At 28.1% G+C, this 24,705-nt stretch carries 13 protein-coding genes; 11 read left to right on the top strand and 2 right to left on the bottom strand.

What is annotated here, in order from left to right; translation table 11 throughout:
- Positions 1-3: 3 nt before the first annotated feature.
- A complete protein-coding gene (locus tag ACKU3H_RS13555; protein ID WP_320034404.1) occupies positions 4-801 on the top strand; it encodes an ABC transporter permease in 798 nt (265 codons plus the stop codon).
- A gap of 124 nt (positions 802-925) precedes the next feature.
- Entirely contained in the window at positions 926-2,602 is a 1,677-nt protein-coding gene (locus tag ACKU3H_RS13550; RefSeq protein WP_407933691.1) for a Na+/H+ antiporter NhaC family protein, read from the top strand.
- An 18-nt stretch (positions 2,603-2,620) separates the two neighbouring features.
- Here the strand turns inward: ACKU3H_RS13550 and ACKU3H_RS13545 are convergent, their stop codons facing one another.
- Together ACKU3H_RS13545 and ACKU3H_RS13540 are read right to left on the bottom strand one after the other, a co-directional pair.
- Positions 2,621-3,442 carry an SDR family NAD(P)-dependent oxidoreductase gene (locus ACKU3H_RS13545; protein WP_320034403.1) on the bottom strand — a complete coding sequence of 274 codons (822 nt, stop codon included), beginning with the start codon at positions 3,440-3,442 and terminating at the stop codon, positions 2,621-2,623.
- The gene (locus ACKU3H_RS13540) at positions 3,442-4,020 is read right to left on the bottom strand and encodes a nitroreductase family protein (protein ID WP_320034402.1); all 579 of its coding nucleotides are present in this window, start codon (positions 4,018-4,020) and stop codon (positions 3,442-3,444) included. Before ACKU3H_RS13540 ends, ACKU3H_RS13545 begins: the two co-directional genes overlap by 1 nt.
- Before the next feature lie 61 nt (positions 4,021-4,081).
- Between ACKU3H_RS13540 and ACKU3H_RS13535 the strand changes: the two genes are divergently transcribed.
- The 9 genes from ACKU3H_RS13535 to ACKU3H_RS13495 all read left to right on the top strand — a co-directional run bounded on the left by ACKU3H_RS13535 (position 4,082) and on the right by ACKU3H_RS13495 (position 24,655).
- Entirely contained in the window at positions 4,082-4,783 is a 702-nt protein-coding gene (locus ACKU3H_RS13535) for a Sir2 family NAD-dependent protein deacetylase (RefSeq protein ID WP_320034401.1), read from the top strand.
- A complete protein-coding gene (locus tag ACKU3H_RS13530) occupies positions 4,783-5,562 on the top strand; it encodes a TIGR02757 family protein (protein WP_320034400.1) in 780 nt (259 codons plus the stop codon). Before ACKU3H_RS13535 ends, ACKU3H_RS13530 begins: the two co-directional genes overlap by 1 nt.
- A gap of 111 nt (positions 5,563-5,673) precedes the next feature.
- Positions 5,674-8,610 carry an ABC transporter substrate-binding protein gene (locus tag ACKU3H_RS13525; RefSeq protein ID WP_320034399.1) on the top strand — a complete coding sequence of 979 codons (2,937 nt, stop codon included), beginning with the start codon at positions 5,674-5,676 and terminating at the stop codon, positions 8,608-8,610.
- The gene (locus tag ACKU3H_RS13520; RefSeq protein WP_320034398.1) at positions 8,610-9,305 is read left to right on the top strand and encodes a response regulator; all 696 of its coding nucleotides are present in this window, start codon (positions 8,610-8,612) and stop codon (positions 9,303-9,305) included. Before ACKU3H_RS13525 ends, ACKU3H_RS13520 begins: the two co-directional genes overlap by 1 nt.
- A gap of 96 nt (positions 9,306-9,401) precedes the next feature.
- On the top strand, positions 9,402-11,957 hold the full coding sequence (locus tag ACKU3H_RS13515) for a TolC family outer membrane protein (protein ID WP_320034397.1): 2,556 nt from the start codon (positions 9,402-9,404) through the stop codon (positions 11,955-11,957).
- An 8-nt stretch (positions 11,958-11,965) separates the two neighbouring features.
- Positions 11,966-14,119, top strand: a complete 2,154-nt coding sequence (locus ACKU3H_RS13510; RefSeq protein WP_320034396.1) for a type I secretion system permease/ATPase — start codon at positions 11,966-11,968, stop codon at positions 14,117-14,119.
- Positions 14,112-15,491 carry an HlyD family type I secretion periplasmic adaptor subunit gene (locus ACKU3H_RS13505; protein ID WP_320034395.1) on the top strand — a complete coding sequence of 460 codons (1,380 nt, stop codon included), beginning with the start codon at positions 14,112-14,114 and terminating at the stop codon, positions 15,489-15,491. Before ACKU3H_RS13510 ends, ACKU3H_RS13505 begins: the two co-directional genes overlap by 8 nt.
- Position 15,492: 1 nt before the next feature.
- Entirely contained in the window at positions 15,493-16,098 is a 606-nt protein-coding gene (locus ACKU3H_RS13500) for a response regulator transcription factor (RefSeq protein WP_320034394.1), read from the top strand.
- 97 nt (positions 16,099-16,195) lie between these two features.
- Positions 16,196-24,655 carry a cadherin-like domain-containing protein gene (locus ACKU3H_RS13495; RefSeq protein WP_320034393.1) on the top strand — a complete coding sequence of 2,820 codons (8,460 nt, stop codon included), beginning with the start codon at positions 16,196-16,198 and terminating at the stop codon, positions 24,653-24,655.
- The last annotated feature ends 50 nt before the right edge of the window (positions 24,656-24,705 follow it).

Genomic DNA, 24,705 nt, shown 5'->3' with positions numbered 1-24,705 from the left:
AAGATGTTAAAAACGGCAAGTTATACTTTAATAATATTAATCTTATTAGTGTTTTTATTGCCTTTTATTTATACGGTTTCTCCATATGAGTTAAATACTGAAAAAATATTACAAGCACCATCTTTAAACCATTTATTAGGTACTGATAGATTAGGGCGAGATATGTTGGCTAGGGTTTTAAATGGGGGACAAACTTCGCTTATAATAGGTTTTTTAAGTGCAGCAATTGCTTCTTTGATTGGCTTATTTGTTGGGATAAATGCGGGTTATTTTAAAGGTAAGATTGATAAAAGTATTACAATTTTGATTGATTTATTTTTAACATTTCCTACATTTTTCCTTTTATTAGCTTTAGTTTCATATATCCAAGCTTCATCTTTTGTTTTGATTATTGTAATCTCAATAACCGGTTGGATGGGGATGGCAAGATTAATTAGAAGTGAGAGTTTTGCTATTGGAAACAGACCTTATATAAAAGTTTTAAAACTTGCAAATGTATCAAAAACAAAAATCATATTTAAATACTTTGCACCACTTTTAGCCCCAATATTTCTAATCTCTTTTACCTTTGGAGTTGGAGGGGCTATATTAGCTGAATCTGGATTATCATTTTTAGGATTAGGGGTAAATCCTCCTCAAATGTCTTGGGGAAGTTTACTAAGTGATGGTAAAGCAGTTATAGATATAGCTTGGTGGGTTAGTTTCTTTCCTGGTCTTATGATATTTATTGTAACTTTTTGTTTGATGCAAATTTCTGATTACTTACAAAGTAAAACAAACCAAAAAGAGATACAACAATAATTAAAGTTTCTTTAAAATAAATATATAATTTAATCGAAATTTTTAAATGCTTTTATGATACAATTCCCGCTATTTTTTTTAAAGGAATATTGTGAAAGGTATAAAAAAAACTTTTTATTTAATTATGCTTTTGCCCATAATTGCATTTGCAAGTGAGACAAAAGATAACTCAACACTGTTTGGTGTATTTACACTAATTCCACCTTTAGTAGCTATTGTTTTAGCATTTATTACAAGAAATGTAATTTTTTCTTTGTTTATAGGGATTTTCTCTGGAACTTATATGATAAGTGTAAGTGAGAAAAATGTATTTATATCTATATATTATGCTTTTGTTGATATGTCTTCAAAGATGGTAGGTTCATTGGCTGATTCTTGGAATGCTGGTATTGTTTTACAGGTTCTAACAATTGGTGGTATGATTGCAGTTATAACAAAAATGGGTGGTCCAAGAGCAATTGCAGAAAAACTTGCAAAAAAGGCTAAGACACCAGCTTCAGCACAACTTTATACTTGGATTATGGGATTTTTTATCTTCTTTGATGATTATGCAAACTCTTTAGTTATTGGTCCAATTATGAAACCAGTAACAGATAAATTAAAAATTGCAAGAGAAAAGTTAGCTTTCATTATCGATGCTACTGCTGCTCCTATTGCAGGGCTTGCTTTAATCTCAACTTGGGTTGGATATGAATTATCTTTAATCAAAGATGCATATGATTCAATAGGGCAACCTGAAATAAATGCTTTTGGAATTTTTGTAGAAACTCTTCCATATAGATTTTATAATATTTTAATGCTAGCATTTGTATTTTTCTCAGCTTTAACTTTAAGAGAATTTGGTCCAATGTATAAAGCTGCACACAGAGCTCACACAAAAGGGCATGTTACTGATCCAAAAACAGACAGTACATTAATGAATCAAGAAAACTCTTTTATGCTTCCAAAAGAAGGGGTTACATATTCTATTTATAATGCAATTGTCCCTATTTTTGTTTTAATTGTTGTTGCTATAGTTGGATTTTATTTAAATGGTGTTTCTGCATTAGAAGGTGATATTTTAAAAGCCGTGGAATCTAATCCATTTAGTTTTTATGCAGTAAGGGAAGCATTTGGAGCAGCTGATGCTTCGGTTGTTATTTTTGAAGCAGCATTATTCTCATCTTTGGTAGCTATTGTCATGGGATTAAAACAAAAAATATTTTCATTACATGAAGCTTTAGAAACTTGGGTATATGGAGTTAAAGCTTTAGTTATCACAGCTGTTATATTGATTTTAGCTTGGTCTTTAAGTGCTGTTATGAAAGAGGTTGGTACAGCAAATTATTTAGTAACTTTATTATCTGAGTCTACTCCACAGTTTATTCTTCCAACTGTAATATTTATTTTAGGTTCTATAATCTCTTTTTCTACAGGTACTTCATATGGTACGATGGGGATTTTAATGCCACTTACAATACCTTTGGCAAATGCAGTTGGTATTCAAACAGGTTTAGAAGATGTTGCTTTACATAATTATATAGTATTAAATGTTGGTGCAGTATTAACAGGGGCAATATTTGGTGATCACTGTTCTCCTATCTCAGATACATCAATTTTATCATCAATGGCTTCATCTTGTAATCATATGGACCATATTTCAACCCAGTTATATTATGCAATATTTGTTGGGGCAGTATCTATTCTTTGTGGATATCTACCAGCAGCATTTTCAGTTCCTGTAACTATTTTATTGCCTTTAGGATTGTTAGTTATATTCTTGGTTATAAGATTTTATGGAAAACCGTATTTAGAAAAGTAAGAAAGGAGAAATACTTTCTTATATTTTATTAAGTATTTTATCTAACAGTGATGTTGATAAAATACGTTTTAAAAACCCTAATAGATAAGTTGCTTTTGTAACATAATATCTAGGTTTAGGTTTACTACTTTCAAGTATTTTTAAAACAACATTTGCAACAGAGCTAGCTGGAAGATTAAAAGGTGTATCATCTTTATCGTTTTCTAGTCTTTCTTTTAACTCTTTTTTATAAACTTCACTAAAAGCACTATTTTCTATATCAATATTTTTTCTAAAGTTTTTTAGTGCATTTTCTCTAAATTTACTTGTAACAGGACCTGTATTTATTGTACTTACACTAATATTTGTATTGCTTAATTCAAGTCTTAAAGTATCAGCAAGTCCTTCAATGGCATATTTTGAACAGTTGTATGCTCCTCTAAATTTTAAAGATATTATCCCTAAAACAGAAGAGTGCTGAATAATCTTTCCATATCCTTGTTTTCTCATATATACAAGAGTTTGTCTTGTAACTTCATGCATACCAAAAACATTTGTTTCAAACTGTTCTTTTAAAACTGGTACTGTGATATCTTCCACTGCTCCTGGTTGTCCAAAACCAGCATTGTTGAAAACGGCGTCTATTTTTCCATCTATTGAGTAGATTTGTTCAAGCATTGTTTTTATATGTTTTTCATTTGTAACATCAAGTAAAAAAGCCTTTAACCCTAACTCTTTTAACTTTTCAACATCTTCTTGTTTTCTAGCTGTTGCATATACTTTTATTCCTGAAGCATCTAATAGTTTAGCTGTTTCCAAACCTATACCACTTGAACAACCTGTTATTAGAATATTTTTCATTAAAATTTACCTATTAATACATCATTTAAATCTCTTTTTGGTACACAATGAATATCTATTTCATCTCTATAATAATTTGTATCAAGTTTTACATCAACCACTTTTATTGTTTCATCTTCTACTCCAATAGCGATACCAAGCATTGGTTCTATTTTCTCATCAAGAGAAAAAAGCTCTTTGCATAACTGTTTGTCAATTGAAGCTAAAGGGCAAGATGAGTAACCTTTTATTTTTAAACCTAGCATTATGTTGTTTAAAGCAATTCCACAATCTAACATAGCAAACCCATCAATTTTCGTGTCATTTAATACTATTATAAAAGCACTTGGTTGCTCTTCTTCTTTTTGATTCCATTCTTTAAGATGGGCTGCCCATTGGCAAGTTTGGGCTAGCTTTTTTACTAGGTCTTTATCAGTCACTGTTATATATTTTAGTGGTTGCATGTTTTTAGCACTTGAAACAACCCTTGCCGCATCTAAAACCTCTTCTAATTCTATATTTTCAATTGTAATATCTTTTTTAAATCTTCTAGTTGTTCTTGTATCGCAAACTAATTTTTTAAAGTCTTTAAAGTTCATTATCTAATCCTTTTTAAATAGTTGGTATAATACCAAAATTAACAATAAATTTGGATTTCAAATGGATAAAAAAATAGTCATTTTCAGTGGGGCAGGACTTAGTGCAAGTAGTGGCATCTCTACATTTAGAGATAAAGATGGCTTATGGGAAGAGCATGATATAAATGAGATATGTAGTGCAGGGTGCTTAGACTGGAATTATGAGAATACAATCAGTTTTTACAATAAAAGAAGAGAAGATATAAAAGATAAATTTCCAAATAATGCACACAAAATGATTTCAAGATTAAAAGCTAAATATCCTAATAAAATAGAAGTGATTACTCAAAATGTAGATGATTTGTTAGAAAAAGCAGATTGTAAAGATGTATTACATCTTCATGGTTTTCTTCAAGAACTAAGATGTATGAATTGTGATGATATAATAAATATAAAATATGAAGCACAAGATAGAAGTAATTCTATATGTACTAAATGTGGCTCAAAAATGAGACCAAATATAGTTTTTTTTGGTGAAGCTGCACCAAAATATCAAAGTATGTATAAAATTTTGAATAACTGTTATTTGTTGGTAGTTATTGGTACAAGTGGAAATGTGATAGATGTAAATTATCTGTCACAATATGCAAACAAAGCTATACTAAACAATCTTGAGCCAAGTTCCATGATATACGAAGAGTGCTTTGATAAAATATATTATGAAGATGCAAATACAGCATATAAAAAAATAGAAGAAGATATTGAGGAATATATAAATAACTAATGAATAAAAATGACTTAAAAATAAAAGAACTATTAGACAAAGAGATAGAGTGTAGAAATAATGATTGTGAATTAAGTTATGAAAAACCAGACCCACTTTTAGTTGCAAGTAGATACAAAGATGAATATGCCATCTTGCTTTGTGCTCTTTTTGGATATGGAAAAGCAAGTTTAATTGTAAAATTTTTAGATAGTTTAGATTTTTCCCTTTTAGAATGTAGTGAAGAGAAAATTGAAAAAGAGTTAGATAAGTTTTATTATAGATTTCAAAATAGCGAAGATGTAAAAACCATCTTTAAAACCTTTAGAAGAATGAAACAAGAAAGTTCACTAAATGATATTTTTCTAAAAGGATATAAAAAAGAAAATTCAGTTTTAGAGGGTTTAGATTTTCTAATCAATATAATAAATAAGTATGCCTCATACAACTCTCAAGGTTTTACTTTTTTAGTATCAAGCCCATTAAAAAGAGATAAAAATAAAATTATAAAAGAGATAGGAAATGCCCCATATAAAAGATGGCATATGTTTTTAAGATGGATGGTAAGAGAAGATAATTTGGACTTGGGTTTATGGAAAGGAATAGATAAAAAAGATTTAATTCTTCCCCTTGATACCCACACTTTTAAAGTCTCTCAAAAATTAGGACTATTAGACAGAAAAACTTACGATTTAAAATCAGCTTTATTAGTAACTGAAAAGTTAAAAGAGTTTGATGCATATGATCCTATTAAGTATGATTTTGCTTTATATAGAATTGGACAAGAGAAAATAATTTAAGTGTCATGGTGTATATTTTAAAACTTTTAATGATTTTATAGTAATATAATTAAGAATTGAATTATTTTTAACTATTCTAATTCTAAAATTTATAAAACAGAGAGCTTATTTTTGAAATATCTTATTTATCTATTAATAGTTTCATCATTACTTTTTTCAGAGAATTTAGAAAAAATTAAACTTCAACTGCAATGGAAACATCAATTTGAATTTGCGGGATTTTATATCGCAAAAGAGAAAGGTTATTATAAAGAACTTGGACTTGATGTTGATTTTATTGAGTTTAAAGAAGGTATGGATATTACTCAAGAAGTTATATCTGGTAATGCAGACTATGGATTATCTTTCTCTTCAATTATTGTAGATTATTTTAATAATAAACCTATTGTTATGGTTGCAAATTTTTTAAAACAATCTCCATTGGTTTTAGTAACTCAAGAAAATATAAAGACTTTAAATGAGTTAAAAAACAAAAAAGTTATGGGATTATTGGATAGTACTCATAAAAGAACAATTTTAACGATGCTTGACAAATATAATATAAGTAAAAATGATTTTAAAAATGTGCCAAGAAAATTTGTATTAGATTCGTTTATAAAAAAAGAAGTTGATGCTATTAGTATTTTTTCAACTAATGAAATATATACATTAAATAAATTAGGGATAAAATATAATATATTTGATCCAGCAGTATTTGCTACAAAATTTTATGATTTAAATTTATTTACAACAAAAGATGAAGTAAAAAATAATCATTCCAGGGTAGAAAAGTTTAAAAAAGCTTCTATTAAGGGGTGGCAATATGCTTTAAAGAATAAAGAAGAAACTATAAATCTAATTTTAAATAAATATAATACTCAGAATAAAACAAAAGAATCATTAATGTTTGAAGCAAATCAAATAGAATATTTAATGCTTTCAAATCTTTATCCAATAGGTAGTATTGATATTCAACAGTTACAAATTATTGCTGATAATTTTGCTCAATCACATTTTATGGCTAAACAAAGTAAGGAGACAATCAAAGAGTTTGTTTATGTAAATGAACCTTATAATTTGAAACTTACTAGTGAGCAAAAAAATTATTTAAAAAATAAACAAAAAATAAAAATGTGTGTAGATCCAAATTGGATGCCATTAGAAATGATAAAAGATAAAAAACATGCTGGAATAGCAGCAGATTTTATAAATATTATTTCAAATGAATTGAAGATACCATTTGAATTAGTAACAACTAAAACATGGACAGAAAGTATTGAAAAAATAAAAAAACATCAATGTGATATCTTACCTTTGGCACAAGTTACACCTAGTAAACAAGAATATTTAAATTTTACAACACCATATATAACTACTCCTTTAGTTATTGTTACAAAAACAGCTAAACCTTTTATAAATGATTTAGAAGTAGTAAAAAATAAAAAAATTGCTATTGTTAAAAACTATTCAATATTTGAAATCTTAAAAAACAAATATCCATATATAAATTTTGTTGAAGTTGATTCAATAATTGATGGATTGAACAAAGTTAAAAAAGGGAAAGTTTTTGGTTTAATAGATACCTCTATAGTGATTAATCATGAGCTTTTTAAAAAATATGCAGAGGGTTTAACAATTTCAGGTCAATTAAGAGAATCATGTTATCTAAGTATTGCCTCTCGTAATGATGAGGGAATATTAAATGAAATTATGGAAAAAGTTTTATCCTCTATTGATTCAAAAAAGAAAAATGAGATTTTAAACAAATGGACATATTTAAATTATAATGAAATTATAAATTACCAAATGATTATAAATTTATTAATATTTTTCACTTGTATTGTAATATTATTTATATATTGGAATTTAAAATTAACAAAAGAGATAAAAAATAGAAAAATAATCGAAGAAAAACTAAGACAAAGTGAAGAAAAATTTAGAATTCTTTTTGATATTGCACCAATATTATTAAATCAATTTGATGAAAACGGAAAAATAGTTTTCTGGAATAAAGAATGTGAAAAAGTTTTTGGTTATGATTTTAAAGAAATAAAAAATATGGATAACCCTTTAGAGGTTTTTTATCCAAACCCAGATATGAGAAAAAAGGTAATTCATTCTTTTCAACAAAAAGATGGAATTTATAAAGAGTGGCATCCTTTAAACAAATATGGAAATAAACTTGCAACAATGTGGGCAAATATAGAGCTACCAACTGAAGAAGTTATAAATTTTGGTTTCGATATCACAAAACAGCGTGAGGATGAGTATTTATTAAATAAAGCAAAAATTGAATTAGAAAAACTGAATAATTCATTAGAAGATAAGATAAAAAAAGAGATTGAAAAAAATACACAATTTCAAATCACATTAATGGAGCAAAATAAATTAGCTCAAATGGGGGAAATGATTGAAAACATTGCTCATCAGTGGAGACAACCACTAGCAGAAATAAACTCTTCGGTTTTATTGCTTGATGCAATACTTGATAAAAAAGGTTGTTTTGATTCAAATATAGAAAAGAAACTTTATGAAATAGAACAATTAACTGAATATATGTCAAACACAATTAATGATTTTAAAAACTTTTTTGAGCTTGATAAGAAAAAGGAGAAGTTTAACTTATATGAAAGTTTTTCACTCACGCTTAAAATAATTAAAGGAAGATTATCTTTACATAAAATAGCTGTAGATATAAATATTGATAAAGATTTAAATATAAATTCATATATGAATGAATTAAATCAAGTATTTTTGGTGATATTAAATAATTCAATAGATGCAATTATAAAAAATAAAATAGAAATACCATTAATTTCAATAGAAGTAAAAGAGATAAAAAATGAAATAATTATTTCAATTGAAGATAATGCAAAAGGTGTAGATGAACATTTATTAGGGAAGATATTTGAGCCATATTTTACAACAAAACACAAGAGTCAAGGTACAGGTTTAGGTTTATATATTTCAAAAATGATTATTGAAAAAGGTTTAAATGGTACAATTACAGCTAGTAATAATAATTTAGGAATTTGTTTTATTATAAAGTTACCAAAAGGAGAAGTTTGATGAGTAGTAATTTATATCCTTATAAAATATTAGTAATTGAAGATGAAGAGTTACTAAGAAAAAATTATGTTGAATATCTAAAAATGAATTTTAAGGATGTACTTGAAGCAAAAGATGGGGAAGAAGCTTTAGAATTATATAATAAATTCAAACCTGAAATTTTAATTATTGATATTAATATTCCAAAAATTGATGGTCTAAAACTTTTGGAAATGATAAGAGAACATGATATTGTAACTAAAGCAATCATTTTAACAGCTCATGTGGATAAAGAGTTTTTATTAAGAGCAACATCTTTAAAATTAGTAAAATATTTAGAAAAACCAGTAAATAGAAGAAATTTAAAAGAAGCACTTAAAACTGCTGTTGATGAAATAGTAACTTATAGTATTCAAAATATAAAGATTTTACAATTAGCAGAAAATATATTTTGGAATAGTGAGTTAAAAGAGTTGACATATAATAATGAAAATATTGAGTTAACAAATAAAGAAAAGCTTCTTTTAGAACTATTAACTTCTCATCCTAACAAAGTTTTTTCTTATGATGATATATTTTTTCATGTATGGAATGATTATAATGAAGAAGCTAGTTTTAACGCATTAAAAAACCTCATAAGAAGAATAAGAAAAAAAATACCAGAGGATTTAATTCAGAATGTTTTTAATGAAGGCTATAAAATAAATATAATATAAATTAAAAAAAAATTATTAAATTAACTCTTTTTGATACTTCTTTGATACTTCTTATTTATACAATTCTTTAAAATAATTTAATTTTAAGGAATTAAGATGAAAAAACCTTTGTTAAGTATCGCTGCTAGTGGTCTTTTGTTAATAGGTGTAAATTTAAATGCACTTACTTTAGAAAAAAGTATAGAAGAAGCTTTAAACACAAATCCAGTTGTTAAAGAAAGATTAAAAAACTTAAGAGAGGTACAACAAGATTTAAATATTGCAAAATCTGAATGGCTTCCTTCTTTGGATTATTCAGCTTCATTTGGAAGAAACAATGCCGGTGAATATAAAGATTATACTGATGATGATAAGTATAGAAATACTGTAGAAGATAAAACTTACAATCATTATACTCAGTCTTTAAAACTAACTCAAAATATCTTTAATGGATTTAGTACAACAAATAAAATAGACTATCAAAAATCTAGAATCTTAGCAGCAGCTCACCATTATGTAGAAAATGCTAATGATATTGCATTTCAAATGGTAGGTTCATATTTAGATTCTATTAGAAGTTATAGGTTATTGCAAAATGCAAAAGATAATGTAAGAGTAAATGAAAAAATTTATGAAGATGTACAATCTTTATTTAATAGTGGTTTAACTACAAAATCTGAAATGACAAAAATTAGATCTTCTTTAGCTCTTGCAGAGTCTAATTTAGTTGTTCAACAAAACAATATGATTGATAAAGGGTTTAGATTTAAAAGACTTTTAGGTAGAAAAGTTAATATTTCAGAGCTTTCTTTACCAAAACTAAATCTATCTATGCCAGAGAGCTTAGAAAGAGCAACTATGGTAGCTATTAGAAATAATCCTTCAATTCTTGTAAGTAATTATAATATTAAAGGTGCACAAAGTCTTTATAAAGAAAAGAAAAGTAAATACTATCCTAAAATTGATTTAGAGATAGAGCAAGTTTATAATGATGTAGATAAAAGAAATAGTTTTGATAGTCCTGATGACAGAACTAGAGGATATATCACATTAAATTGGAATCTTTATAAAGGTGGAGCACATGAAGCAGATATTCAAAAAAGCAGAAGTTCTATAAATAAAGAAGTAGAGATTCAAAGAGATCTAAAAAGACAAACAATAGAGAGTTTAGAACTATCTTGGTCTGCTTATGAAATGTTAACAGATCAACTTGAAAAACTATATAAATATTATGAATATAGTGAAGAAACTTTGGCTAGTTATCAAAGTGAATATGAAATGGGAAGAAGAACTTTATTAGATTTATTATCAGCTCAAAATGATTTAATAAACTCTAAATCACAAATTATTAATGCTCAAACAGATAAACTTTTTGCTCAATTTAGAATTTTAGATGCAATGGGATTATTAGTAAGTTCAGTATTAGATGAAAAAGAGTATGAAAACATTATTTATCCTACACAAAAACCTTTTGAAATTGTTGAAGATAAATTGCCTGTAAAATTAGATATTGATAATGATGGAATTGTTGATTCTTTAGATATTTGTGATAACTCAACATCTAATGGAAATATTAAACCTACAGGATGTGTACAACAAGAAGCTGATTCAGATTTTGATGGAGTACCTAATACAAAAGATGCTTGTCCTAATAGTACATTTGGTGTATTAGTAGATGACAAAGGGTGTGCTTTACCAGATGGGAAAAATAAGTTTGAGCCAGAAGTAAATACTTATCTAAATCCTGTTCCTAAATATAGTGCTCAGAGTCCAAAAAAAGATGAGAAATTAGGTTTATATGATTATGAATTCAATGTAGCGGCAAATAAAAATGTAGAATCAACACAACTTGATAAACATTTAATGTATGATGATTTTGAATTAATTAAAAGATTTGATTTTATAGATATGAATAGTTTTGATATAGATAATAACAATATAAAACAAATAGCTGAAAAGATAAATTCATATAAAAGAGACGATATCACTGTTACAGTAATAGGTCATACTCAAAATATGAAAGATGATGAAACAAGTTACAATCAAGCCTTAGATTATTCAAAAACAATTACAAAACTATTGGTTGATAATAATGTAAGTGAAAAAATAATTGTTCCTCAGTCAAGAGTTAATTATGATAATCTATTTTTAGAAACAGATAAACATGATATTAATAATGTTGTAGCAATTGCACTATATATTCCAAAAGTTAAAGAAGAAATTATTCTTGATGATGATAATGATGGTGTTAGAAATGAATTAGACAAATGTCCAAATACAGCATCAGGATATACTGTAGATAAAGATGGTTGTACAAATAAAATAAATTTGGAAGTATTATTTGAAAATAACTCTTCAAAAATAAAAGATAAAACAAAAGAAAAAGTAGAGGCTTTTGCTAAATTTTTAATTGATAATAAAGAGTTTAATACAATGATAACTGGGCATGCAAGTAAAGAGAATGAAAATAGTTCTATTGTTTATAATAAAAGTTTATCTGAACAAAGAGCAAATGCTATTAAAAGTTATTTAATCTCTAAAGGTGTAAAAGAATCTAGAATAGAAGCTCAAGGAAAAGGTTTTGATGAGCCAATTGCTGATAATAGTACAGAAGAAGGAAGAGCTTTAAATAGAAGAATTGAAGCTGAGCTAATAAATGTAAATAATAAGTAGTAAAAAAATTGTTACATCATTCTTATAAAAAAGACTCTTTATTAGAGTCCTTAGTATTATATACAAGATTGTTCTATAAACCTTATTCTGCACAATCTTTAATGTCAGGTTTGCCTTTAGATGCAAATCTGACAGAACCCTTATTGTCTCCAAAAAATAGTTCGAAATCATTATTTTCAAGAGCTGCATCTCGTGCAGGATTAAAAAGTATATTAATAGAAAAACCTATTTCAGAAATATTACAGTTACAATTACCAATGATTCTTGTTTTATCAAATAATAACTCTTGTATTTTACAAAAGTTTATTGGAGAAGATAGAAAAAAAGCAAAGATTATTTTTCCTGGTGAAGAACCTTTAGAGGAGATTGTAGAAGTTGAAGATCTTGAGAAAGAGTATTTAGGCTTTGCTTTTATGCTTAAAAAAGTTTTTGAATATGATGATAATAAAAATAAAACATTGGATCTAAAAAATCATAAACACTGGTTTTGGAACACTTTAGGTTTTTCAAAAAAAATATATTTTGATTGTATTTTAGCTTCAATTTTAATAAATCTTTTTGTTTTAGCAACACCACTTTTTACTATGAATGTTTATGACAGGGTTATCCCAAATAATGCCCAAGAAACTTTGCTTGTCTTTACTATAGGAATTATTTTTGTTTTTTTAATAGATTCCTCATTAAAGTTTTTGCGTTCATATTTTTTAGAAATAGCTGGTAAAAAAAGTGATATTATTATGTCTTCAATAATTTTTGAAAAAGTATTGGACTTAAAATTAAAAGAGCATCCAAGTTCTGTAGGTTCTTTTTCTAATAATCTAAAAAGTTTTGATAGTATTAGATCTTTTTTAACAAACGCTACCTTAAGTGTATTAATAGACTTTCCTTTTTCTTTACTTTTTTTAGCAGTTATATTTTATTTAGCAGGTGTATTGGTATTAGTCCCAATTGTAATTATTGTTTTAATAGTTTTATATGCTTTAATTATAAAAAAACCTCTTCAAAAAAGTATTGAAAGTACCTATGAAGCAAGTGCAAAGAAAAATGGTATTTTAGTAGAATCTTTACATAATATTGAAACAATAAAAGTGCAAGGCTTAAGTAGTAGTATTCAATATGATTGGGAAGAATCAACTGGTGAAATAGCAAATAAAAGTTTAAAATCTAGAATATTATCCTCTTCTATCCCAACTATTACTGGACTTTTAACAGGATTAAATACAGTATTAATTATTGTAATTGGTGTTTATCAAATCCAAAATTTTGAATTAACTATGGGTGGACTAATCGCAACTATGATTTTATCTGGTAGGGCAATTGCACCTATGGGACAAATTGCAGCTTTAATCTCAAACTATGAAGATGCAAAAACTTCATACAAAATGTTAGATGATATAGTAAATAAACCTTTAGAACGGCCCCTTGCAAAAGAGTTTGTGAAAAGACCATCATTAAAAGGAAATATAGAATTCAAGAATGTAAGTTTTAGATATCCAGATTCTCAAAATTATGCACTAGATGATGTTAGTTTTACTATAAAAGAAGGAGAGAAAGTTGCTTTTATAGGAAAAATTGGTTCTGGTAAAAGTACAATTGCAAAACTTATTTTAAAACTATATGAACCTGAAAGTGGTTCTATTTTAATTGATGGAATTGATATCTCACAGATTGATCCAGTGGATATAAGAAAAAGTATGGCATATGTACCTCAAGATATAAATTTATTTAGAGGAACAATAAAAAATAATATTTTAGGCTCTTACCGATTTATTGATGATGAATGGCTATTAGAGTGTTCAAAAATCAGTACTACAGATGATTTTGTTAAATTACATCCTATGGGATACGATATGCAAATTGGAGAAAGAGGATTAGGACTTTCTGGAGGTCAAAGACAAAGTGTAGGAATTGCAAGAGCACTAATATCAGAATCAGATATTTATCTTTTTGATGAGCCTACAAATGCCATGGATCAATCAACAGAAAATAAAGTCTTAAATAATCTAAAAAAGAGTACTGAACATAGAACTTTAATCCTTGTTACACAAAAAATGAATATGCTTGATTTGACATCAAGAATAATTGTTATGAATCATGGTAAAAAAGTTTTAGATGGTAAAAAAGAGGATGTTATAAAAAAACTAGGGGTAATTAATGGCTAGTTTTAAAGAGATTAAAGAAGCTTTTTTTAATGATAATATTCCCAAAATAAAAAAAGATTTAAATAAACATGACCTTGAATATATGCAAAGTCTAAGCTCTGCACTAATACATAATAGACCTCAAAAACTTCATTGGGTTTTAGTTGCTTTTACTGTTACTATACTATTTTTTATAATTTGGGCATCTTTTGCTCAAATTGATGAGATAGCAAGAGGACAAGGGAAAGTAGTTCCTAGTGGACAAAATCAAATTCTTCAAAATCTTGAGGGTGGAGTTGTTTCAGAGATTTTAATAAAAGAGGGGGATTTTGTAAAAAAAGATCAAGTTTTATTAAAAATCAGTAATGAAAAATCTTCATCTAGTTTAAGCTCAAATAAAATAAAAATTTTATACTTAAAAGCACAAATAAAAAGACTAGAAGCAGAATTGTCAAATGAGATGTTTGAGTATGAAACTACAGATAATGATAATTTAAATGTATTTTTAGAAAATGAAAAAGAGTTATATTTAAGTAATATGAAACAATTAAACTCAAAAATACAAATACTAAAAGAACAATTAAAACAAAAACAGAGTGAATTAAAAGATGCAAGACAAAGAATAAAACACCAAAAGTTTTCAGTAGAAGCTATTGAAAAAGAAGTGAAAATGACTGAACCTATGGTAAAAAAAGGGATTAGGGCAGAAGTAGATTTTTTAAAATTACAAAGAGAATTTAGTGACTCAAAACAAAAACTACAAAGTGTAATATATTCTGTAAATAAGATAAAGTCAGAAATAGTAGAAATTGAGAAAAAAATAGAAGAAGCTAGTGAAATACATAAAGTAAAAACCCAAGAAAAATTAAATGAAATAACTACCTCTTTAAAAGATTTAGAAGCAAATACAGTTGCTTCAATTGATCAAGTATCAAGGGCAATAATTAAATCACCTTTAAATGGTATTGTACAAGCTTTACATGTGAATACTATTGGAGGAGCAATTAAACCTGCACAAGATTTAATTGAAATTGTTCCAACAGATTATAATCTAATTATTGAAGTTAAAATTTTGCCTTCAGATATTGCCTTTATATATCAAGGTCAAAAAGCTGTTGTAAAGTTTTCTGCTTATGATTTTTCTATTTATGGTGGATTAGATGGTCAAGTAATAAATATATCACCTGATACTATTACTGAAAAAGATGATAAAACATACTATCTAGTGAGAATAAAGACAGAAAAAAATTATATAGGCAAAGATGCTAAGAAAATGAAAATAATTCCTGGAATGGTAGCTGATGTAGATATTATTACAGGAAAAAAGACAATCTTAGATTATATCTTAAAACCAATACTTAAAACAAAGCAATATACCTTTACGGAAAGATAAAATGAAGTCAATATTTTTATTTAGCGATGATTTATTATTAATTGGCAGATGGTCAAAATTGATAAATGAAACCACACTTATGATTGATAATTTAAAAGACCTAAACCGTGTAAGTGATAGTATTATTATAATAAATACTTCTATAATTAAAAGTTTATCCGAAGATAAGTTTCAAAATATTATTGAAAATCAAAATGACATAATGGTTTTAGATAATACACCAAATCTTTTATCTGCAAAAAAGTTTTTAAATAAAGGTGTAAAAGCCTATGGAAATACTTTAATGACTAGTTCATATCTAAATTCATGTGTTGAAGCTCTTCAAAATAATTATATTTGGTTATTACCTGATATTTCTACAAAACTAATGAGTGAAATGATTAATTCCCAAAAAAATAATGATAGTGAAAAAACAAAATCTTTATTTGATATTTTAACTACAAAAGAAACACAAATTGCTGTTCTTTTAAAAGAAGGATATACAAATAATAAAATAAGTCAAGAGCTTAATATTTCAATAAATACAGTAAAGACACATATAAAACATATATATGAAAAACTTGATGTAAAGGATAGATTATCTTTTGCTTCTTTATTTACAAATTGATAAAAAACAAAAATATCACCCCCTTGGGTGATATACAAAAAAAATGAAAATAACTAATATATTAAGATAATAAATAATCTCATAAAAAGGAATTGTTGTGGCAACGAAAGCTGGTATTATAAAAAGTTTATCCGATGGAGTTTTTCATGTAAAAGATGAAAATGGAAATATAAAAGTATTAAAAGTTGGAGATACAGTTTTTGAGAATGACACTGTTTATGGTGATTCTTCAAACTCAACTTCTTCAAAAATAGAAATTGAATTATCAGGAAATGATGTAATAGTATTAAGTGAAGGTCAAAAACAGTTAATTGATGCTTCTTTAATTGAAACTGCATTTGGTACAGAAGAATTATATTTTACAAGAGAGGGATTAAATTTAAATCCAGAAGAATACAATGCTCAAGAAAATGTTGTAAGTGATTTAAGAGATGCTGAGTTTAAAGATGAAACATTAAAAACAGAAATTGAAAATGCTGATGGAGAAAATCAAGATAATGTAAATGCAGATGAGGATGTTACAGAAGAAAAAACATCAGAAGGTGAAGAAGATGCAGAAGATGAAACAACAGGAGAGGCACAATTCCAAGCAAGAGATGGAGATGCAACAAATGTTGCTAGTGATTTAAGAGATGCTACATTTAGAGCAAGAACACAAATTTTTATTGATAGAGAGATGTTTAAAAATGAATCAGAAGAGAGATTAAGTTTTGAAACAAATGATGATCCGTCAAATCCATTTGATCAAACAACATCTACGACTCCTACAACTCCATCTACTCCAGATAGACCATCTTCAGAATTAAGAGAAGATGAAGTTACTCCAGAAGAGCCTACTACTCCAACACCACCACCTACTTATGTTCCAGAGCCAGAAGAGCCAACACCTGAACCTGAGCCAGAAGAGCCGGAAGAACCAGAAGAGCCAACACCAGAGCCAGAACCAGAAGAGCCAGAAGAACCAACACCAGAGCCTGAGCCAGAAGAACCAGAAGAACCAGAAGAACCAGAAGAACCAGAAGAACCAGAAGAACCAGAAGAACCAGAAGAACCAGAAGAACCAACACCAGAGCCTGAGCCTGAGCCAGAAGAACCAGAACAGCCAGTTATTCCAAGAACAATAATAAAAATTGTTGCAGCTGATGAAAATGGTAATCCACTTAAAGATACAAATGGAAATTATATTGAAGTAAATAGTGCTCCAGAAGGTGGCAATGCTTACTATGTAGCACTTGCTTTTAAACCAAATACTACTGTTTTTAATGATAATTCTAAGCTTGATATTCAAGAGGGAACAGTTGATTTTACTTTTTCAGATGGTACAGCTACAAGAAACACAGAAGTGGATGCATTGGAAGGTACAAATGATTATAAACCACAAGATAAAATTACATCTATCACTTTAGGTACTGTAGTATCAATAGATGCACTTGATGATTATTTATCAGATAACGGAGAAGTTCTTACTGTAAAAATTACAAATTTTGTAGCAGCAGAAGATAGTCAATATGGTAGAACAACTATAAGTAATTCTAGTGTAACTACAACTATTACTGATAATCCTTCAAAAATAGATGAACTGGATACAAGTACAGAACCTGATGAACCGACAAATGGTTCATATGACCAAGATGATACTATATATGTTATTATTGAAGGACCATCAAGTGTTAAAGAGGGTGATACTACTACAGATTATACAGTAAAACTTGTAGATAAAGATGGTAATCCTGTTGTTGTAACAAAAGAAACAGATGTTACAGTAACTTTTACTAATGATACAACTGAAGATGGAGATACTGAATATAAAGAAAGTGATACTGTTACTGTAACAATTCCTGTAGATAGTTCATCAAATACATTTACAGTTGATACAATCGATGATATATACAAAGACAATGCAGAGGTATATAATTTAGAAATTACTGATGTTGAAAATACAAGTGAGTTTGAAAATATTAAGATAGGAGATAAAGATGGTAATTATAAAGATGTTGATACGACAATTTATGATAATACTACTCCTAATACAGAATCTGATACTGATTCTGTAAAAATTGTACTTGTAGCAGTACCATCAGAAACAACAACAATAGAAGATATTACAGATGCAGATGGAAAACTTATAATTACAAATACAAATATTACTTCTGAAGGTGGAAATTTATATTATATTCCAGTTGCTATCGATAGTGAAGGTAAACCACTATCAATTCAAGATGGAAAAGTTGATTTAACCTATGGAATTACAAGTGATACTTCTGATAGTGACGCTACAGTTGGATATGATTATGTTAATACAAAAACTGATGCTAATATAGGTGAAATATTTAGTGTAAAAACAAATATTGACACTAGTGGAGAAGTGAATGAAAACTTTACTGTAACAATTTCTAATCCACAAGGAACTTCTTATGAAACACCTATTGTAGATGATGCTAATAAAATGGTTACATCAACAATTGAAGATAGTGTTTATGTGAAGATAATACATAATGATGAACAAATTGAAGGAAATGATCTTACTCATACTCTTCAACTTGTAGATAAAAATGGTAATTCTATAGATGTAAATATTCCAACTGGTGAAAAACTTACTGTAACTTTAACATATAGTAGCGATGAAACTGAAAATGCTGATTATAGTACATCTCATACACAAAATGGTACAGTAACAGTTGAGTTTAGTAATACTACCAATAGCATTACTATTACAAATAGTACCATTGATGATTTTATTAGTGATAATGATGAAAGTTATATATTAACTATCACTGATTTTATTCAATCTTCTGGTAATCCTTATGATATTTTAGGAATAGATACACAAGATAGTGTAACAGGAAATATTTTAGATGGTGTAATTCTTGGCAATCCAACGAATGCACAAGTTGATGAAGATGATTTTGTTGTAACTAATCCAAATACAAAAATAGAAGCAACTGAATCTTTAGGTATTCAAAAACCAAATAATCCTGATAACAACTATACTTTATCTTTTGATGAAAATACAACAAAAGTTTATCAAGGAGATTTCACTAGTACTACAGATTATGGATTAGGAAATTTAAAAGCTGGTGGACAAACAGTTAATTATCAAACTATAGGTAACAAAATTATTGGATATGTAGGTTCTGATGTAGGTAATGGTGTAGTGGCAGATTCAGATAAAGTATTTGAAATAGTTTTAAATAAAAATAGTGATATTAGTAATGGTACAACTACAAAAGATAGTTATACATATACTCAATATAAAAATATTGACCATCCTATTGCAGGAGATTCATCAAACTCTATAAATGATGATGATTTAACATTTGAATTTGGTTTTAAGATTACAGATCAAGGGCAAACAAGTGATACAGTAAAATTTAAAGTAAAAGTAAATGACTCTTTACCTTATAATGAAACAAGAAATGTTGAAGTTAATGAAGATAACTCTTTAGATATTGTAATCTCTCCTGAAAACTTTAAAGATGGTGAAATTCAAGTTAGAGTAAATGGCGATGGTACAACTTATACAACACTAAATACTACTGATACTCAGACAATAAGAGTAACTGATCCAAATGATAGTAATATAGAGATTGGAACATTAACAAATAATGGTGATGGTACGGTAACTTTTACTCCAAATGCAGATTATAGTAATTATAGTGCAAAACCTTGGTTTGAATATGCAGTGAGTGATTTTGATGGAGATACAGCAGCAGGTAGAGTTAATATTGATGTTAAACCTGTTGCAGATGCTCCTTCAATTCCTGTATCAGATGTACTATCGTATGAAGATGCTTCAACTTATACTGATTCTAAAACAGGTAATAATGCTGAAGGTGGTAATAAAATTCCTTTAGATTTAAAAGCTCCAACTTTATCAAAAGATAGTGATAAAGATTATACATCTATAGATGATGGGGTAGAACAAACAGGTAGCACAGATCAAAATAGTAATAATACAGGAGACAATCCAGAAAGAAACGGAGAGATAACTCTAACATTTACAAATGGAAATAGTGTAACAGGTGCAAATGTATTTAAAGCAGATGGAACCAATTTAGCAACAATTAATTCAACTAATCAAGAGTTAAAAATTGTGATGGTTCAAACATCAGGCGGAACAGATATAGATTATACTTACCATCATGGAGATATTACAGCATCAAATCCAAGTGGTACTAATGTTTTATATCTTACAAAAACAGAGTATGAGGGATTACAAATTCAACATGCAGAAGATAATGATACAGATATTGATATCAATATAAGTGTAACATCTTATGAAGTAGATGATAGTGATAAACCTTTAGACACAAATACTTATGGAAGTCAAGTTGAAAATGAAACAACAGAAAGTATGACTGTTAAAATTAATCCAGTTACTGATACTTTTACATTGAACTGGGATGGAACAACTAACTCTCAAGTTGATTCCGTAGATACTGTAACAAAAACTATAGTATTTAATGATATTGTAGAAAATAATTCTAATCCTCAAAGTGGTACAGTATCTGAGACTTCTTTAGATTTAAAAGCATTATTAACTGCAACAAGTGGAACATCAAATGTAGGTAATACAGATTCTATTTTTGATTTAGATGGCTCAGAGGAGAGAAGTTATACTATTAGCTTAACAGAACAAGATGGAAAATCTCTTCCTGACTTTATCTATATTACTATTGGTAATAAAACTGATGTAAAAGTATACAAAGATGTTAATGATGAGTATACTTTAACATTTGATAAAAATGACAATAAAGTAGCTGATCCAGACTTCAGTATGAAATTTCCTGACTACTGGAGTGGGAAAGTGAGTGGAACTATTACATTATCATCAATAGATAAAGGTGTAGATAGTACTGATATAGCTGGAATAGAAGAGAGTGATAGTGTTAATTTTGAAGTTACAGTAACACCTACTCCAAATCTAGCAACTATCAAAGTAGAACAGTCAGTAGGATTTGAAGATGCAGGTAGGTCTAATGGAAATAGTTCAGATAGTCCAAGCGATACAATAGATGACATAGCTAATGCAATTCCTTTAAATATTAAAGTAAGTTCTGATGATGAAGATGGAAGTGAAAGCTTTAATGTAAAAATTGCTGATATTCCAACTGATGCAAAAATTTATTATGGAGGTGTAGAACAACCTATATCGAGTAATGAAATTACAATAAATAATTTTGATAATGATACACCATTAGTTATTATCCCAGTATATAATGATGATGCAGACTTTACCTTAAAAGTTGATGTTCAAACACAAGATGGTCTGGGTAATACAAGTGCATGGCAGACGAAAGATATAGATGTTGTTGTAAAAAATATTGCTGATGCACCAGTTGGAACTACATTAAATTCAGATATAAGTATATCAGAGGATTCACAACTTAATTTAAAAGATATTTATTTAGATTCAACTGCTCTTGATGCTTTAGATAGTACAGAAGAACTTACAGTTAAAATTGAATTAACAGCAGGCTTTATTATAGATTCTGGAAGTCCATATTATATAGAAAATGATCAATATGTTGTAAAAGCAAGTGATATAAAGGACGGGAAAATCAAAATAAATCTTCCAGAAAACTTTAGTGGAGATGCAAGTTTTGATTTAACTTATGTTACTACGGAAAAAGCAGGAGAGGGTGATAGTAAAACACATAATACTCAAACTGTAAACTTCTTTGTAGATCCAATTGCTGATGATTTATCTGTTTCAACATCTTCAACAATTTATGAAGATGTAGACGGAGGATCAAATAAGATAAATATTACTCCAAATTTAACAGATAATGATGGAAATGGTGTTGAAACAATAGATGCAGTTAAAATTTTAGCTAGTGATTTACCTCTTGGATTTAAATTGTATGCTGATTCAAATATGGCTACAGAACTTACTACAACAGATATAAGTGGCACAGACTATTATATTTTAACACAAGCACAATGGGAAAATGGTATTTATACTAAAAATACTACAACACATGATGCAGATAGTTCTGATAATTTTGATTTAACAGTTACTTATACAGTTACAGATACTAATGGAATTAAAACAGATACAAAAGACTTTACCCATACACATACAGTAAATGTACAAGCGGTTACAGATGCACCTAGTTTAGTTGTTGATAGTATTAATCCAAACTCAGGAGATGTAAGTATTTCAGGTTCAACAGTAACAGTTAATCAAGAAAATTCTGAATTTACTGTTACAGTAACAACATCAAGTGCTGATCAAGATAGTAGTGAAACTGTCCAAGAGATTGTTATTTCAGGTGTTCCTATGGGTGTTTCAATTGAAGGTGCGACATATTATGGATATAGTGGAAGTCAGCATAATGGTATCTGGGTTATTTCTAATCCAACTGATAATTCCTTAGATTTAGACGGTGCACTTGAGAGTATTAAGTTTATAGTAAATCAAGGTGCAAACTTTGAAAATAGAGATATTACAATTACAACATATACTCAAGATATTAATGCTGAAGTAAAAAGTGCATCACAGACTATAACAATAGAAAAAAATTACACTCCGGGAACAGAACCAGGAACACCTCCATTATTTGATTTAAGTGCAATCTCAGCAATTATTTATGAAGACAATAATGATGGTACAAATGATGTTATTTATAATTTAGGAAAGTCAATAGATGTAATAAATAGTGGTGGTACATCTAATTCAGGTGGTTATGCAGTTACAATTTCTGGTTTTCCAACAGGTGCAGTTGTTTCTGGTTATAGCTATTCTTATGAACAAAATGGGGAAACTTTCTATGTTGTAGCTGGAAATGGTAATGAAGCTGATATTGAAGCAGCCTTATCAAATGTGATAGTAACTCCACCAAATGATATGAATACTGGTGGAGATAAAGATGGGCAAATGACTTTTACTGCAACTATTTCTACTTATGATGGAGGAACTTTTAGAGAAGGAACAGAAATACTTAATTATGTAGAAAATATTATTCCTGTAACAGATAAAATGACTATAGATATTTCTGCAAATAATATTGATGAAGATGATACAACTCCTTTAACTATTACTTTATCAAATCCAAATGATGGAAGTAAAACAGAGCTTGTTGGAAATAGTATGACTATAAAAATAACTGAAACTTGGGTAGATGTTTCAACTGGTGGAGGCCTAAAAGGAACATTAACTGATACTTCAGGAAAGTACAATATTGTTGATAATAATGATGGTACATTTACAGTTACACCTATAGATGTTGCAGATAATTTTGTAGTTGATACTCCAATTAGTGGTTTAGTATATACTCCTGCATCTAATAGGGATGGTAATGTTAACTTTGAGGTAAGTGTTAAAAATATAGAAACAGGAAGTAGTGTTACTCTTGATTCATCTGAAATTAAAACTATTAGTGTAACTCCTGTAATAGATGTAGAGTTGAATGCACAAGTTGTTACAGCTGTTGGAACTGAAGATGTTTCTCAAGAAGGTTTAGCAAATCCAGTAAAACTTGAAATAACAGCTGGTACATTTGAGGATGGCTCAGAAACATTAGGGAATATTATTTTAGATGAAGTACCAAATAACTTTACAGTTTGGTATATTGATAATGGTTCTTTAGTAATGGCTACAAATATAGGAACTACAACTGGGACAGCTTTTGATTTAACACCAAATATTAGTGGAGATAATGATGTCTCAAGAAATAAATGGTTAATTCCAGCTTCAAGTGATGGTAATTTACCTGAAATATATGTTAATGCTCCAGAAAATTGGTCTGGCGAATTTGATTTTAAGGCTAAATTTACTGTAAGTGAAGAAAATCTAGCTACATCAGAAGCATTGGAAGTAAATGTAACAGGAAAAATTGATGCAGTTGCTGATGATATAACAATAGATCCAACAATGACCTTTGGAGAGGCATTTTCTTGGGTAGATTTAAATCTAAACGCTAATATGCAGGATGTAGATGGCAGTGAAACTATGAGTTTAGAATTAATCGGTTTAAATGAATCAGCACAATTTAGACTTGAAAATGGTACAGATTTAAGTTCAAATACAAGTTGGAATGGTACTAGTTGGACAATTGAAGGTATTACATTTGATGAGATTAATAATATTCAACTTTCTCATGATGAGTCAGTTAATAATGTAAATGTAAATGTGTGGACACAAGAAATAGACAAAAATGGAAATTCATTTACTCCAGAAGTTATTTCAAATCAAGTGTCTAGTTCTTTTGAATTAAATCTTTCAGAGGTTTCAGGTACATTTAAACTTGAAGAAGGAATGAGTTTAGACTTTGATAAAATCGATGATATTACTAGTGCAAAAAATTTAAATGAGATTGATTTAAGTGCAGCTGGTGCAAATGATTTACTAAATTTATCCTTAGAAGATGTGTTAAATATGACAGATAGTAGTAATGAGCTAAAAATATCAGGAACAAATGAAGATGAAGTTCAATTAAAAGGTAATTGGACAACTAGTACAGTAGAAGCAGGATATGATATTTATATAAATTCAGATGATTCTTCTGTAAAAGTAAAAGTTCAAACTGATATTTCAGATGGTATAACGAGTTAAAAAACCTAGTATATTCTAGGTTTTTTATAAAGTTTGAATTAATAATTTGG

Source organism: Halarcobacter sp. (assembly GCF_963675975.1).
Taxonomy (GTDB): Bacteria; Campylobacterota; Campylobacteria; order Campylobacterales; family Arcobacteraceae; genus Halarcobacter.
Note: the sequence above shows the minus strand (reverse complement) of the source record. Positions and strands in the feature narration are given on the sequence as shown.

What these genes read in the sequence shown, in the direction of transcription:
- ACKU3H_RS13535 (WP_320034401.1), top strand. Translation starts at nt 4,082, where the DNA reads ATGGATAAAAAAATAGTCATTTTCAGTGGGGCAGGACTTAGTGCAAGT.
- ACKU3H_RS13545 (WP_320034403.1), bottom strand. Translation starts at nt 3,442, where the DNA reads ATGAAAAATATTCTAATAACAGGTTGTTCAAGTGGTATAGGTTTGGAA.
- ACKU3H_RS13530 (WP_320034400.1), top strand. Translation starts at nt 4,783, where the DNA reads ATGAATAAAAATGACTTAAAAATAAAAGAACTATTAGACAAAGAGATA.
- ACKU3H_RS13520 (WP_320034398.1), top strand. Translation starts at nt 8,610, where the DNA reads ATGAGTAGTAATTTATATCCTTATAAAATATTAGTAATTGAAGATGAA.
- ACKU3H_RS13550 (WP_407933691.1), top strand. Translation starts at nt 926, where the DNA reads ATGCTTTTGCCCATAATTGCATTTGCAAGTGAGACAAAAGATAACTCA.
- ACKU3H_RS13515 (WP_320034397.1), top strand. Translation starts at nt 9,402, where the DNA reads ATGAAAAAACCTTTGTTAAGTATCGCTGCTAGTGGTCTTTTGTTAATA.
- ACKU3H_RS13505 (WP_320034395.1), top strand. Translation starts at nt 14,112, where the DNA reads ATGGCTAGTTTTAAAGAGATTAAAGAAGCTTTTTTTAATGATAATATT.
- ACKU3H_RS13540 (WP_320034402.1), bottom strand. Translation starts at nt 4,020, where the DNA reads ATGAACTTTAAAGACTTTAAAAAATTAGTTTGCGATACAAGAACAACT.
- ACKU3H_RS13555 (WP_320034404.1), top strand. Translation starts at nt 4, where the DNA reads ATGTTAAAAACGGCAAGTTATACTTTAATAATATTAATCTTATTAGTG.
- ACKU3H_RS13500 (WP_320034394.1), top strand. Translation starts at nt 15,493, where the DNA reads ATGAAGTCAATATTTTTATTTAGCGATGATTTATTATTAATTGGCAGA.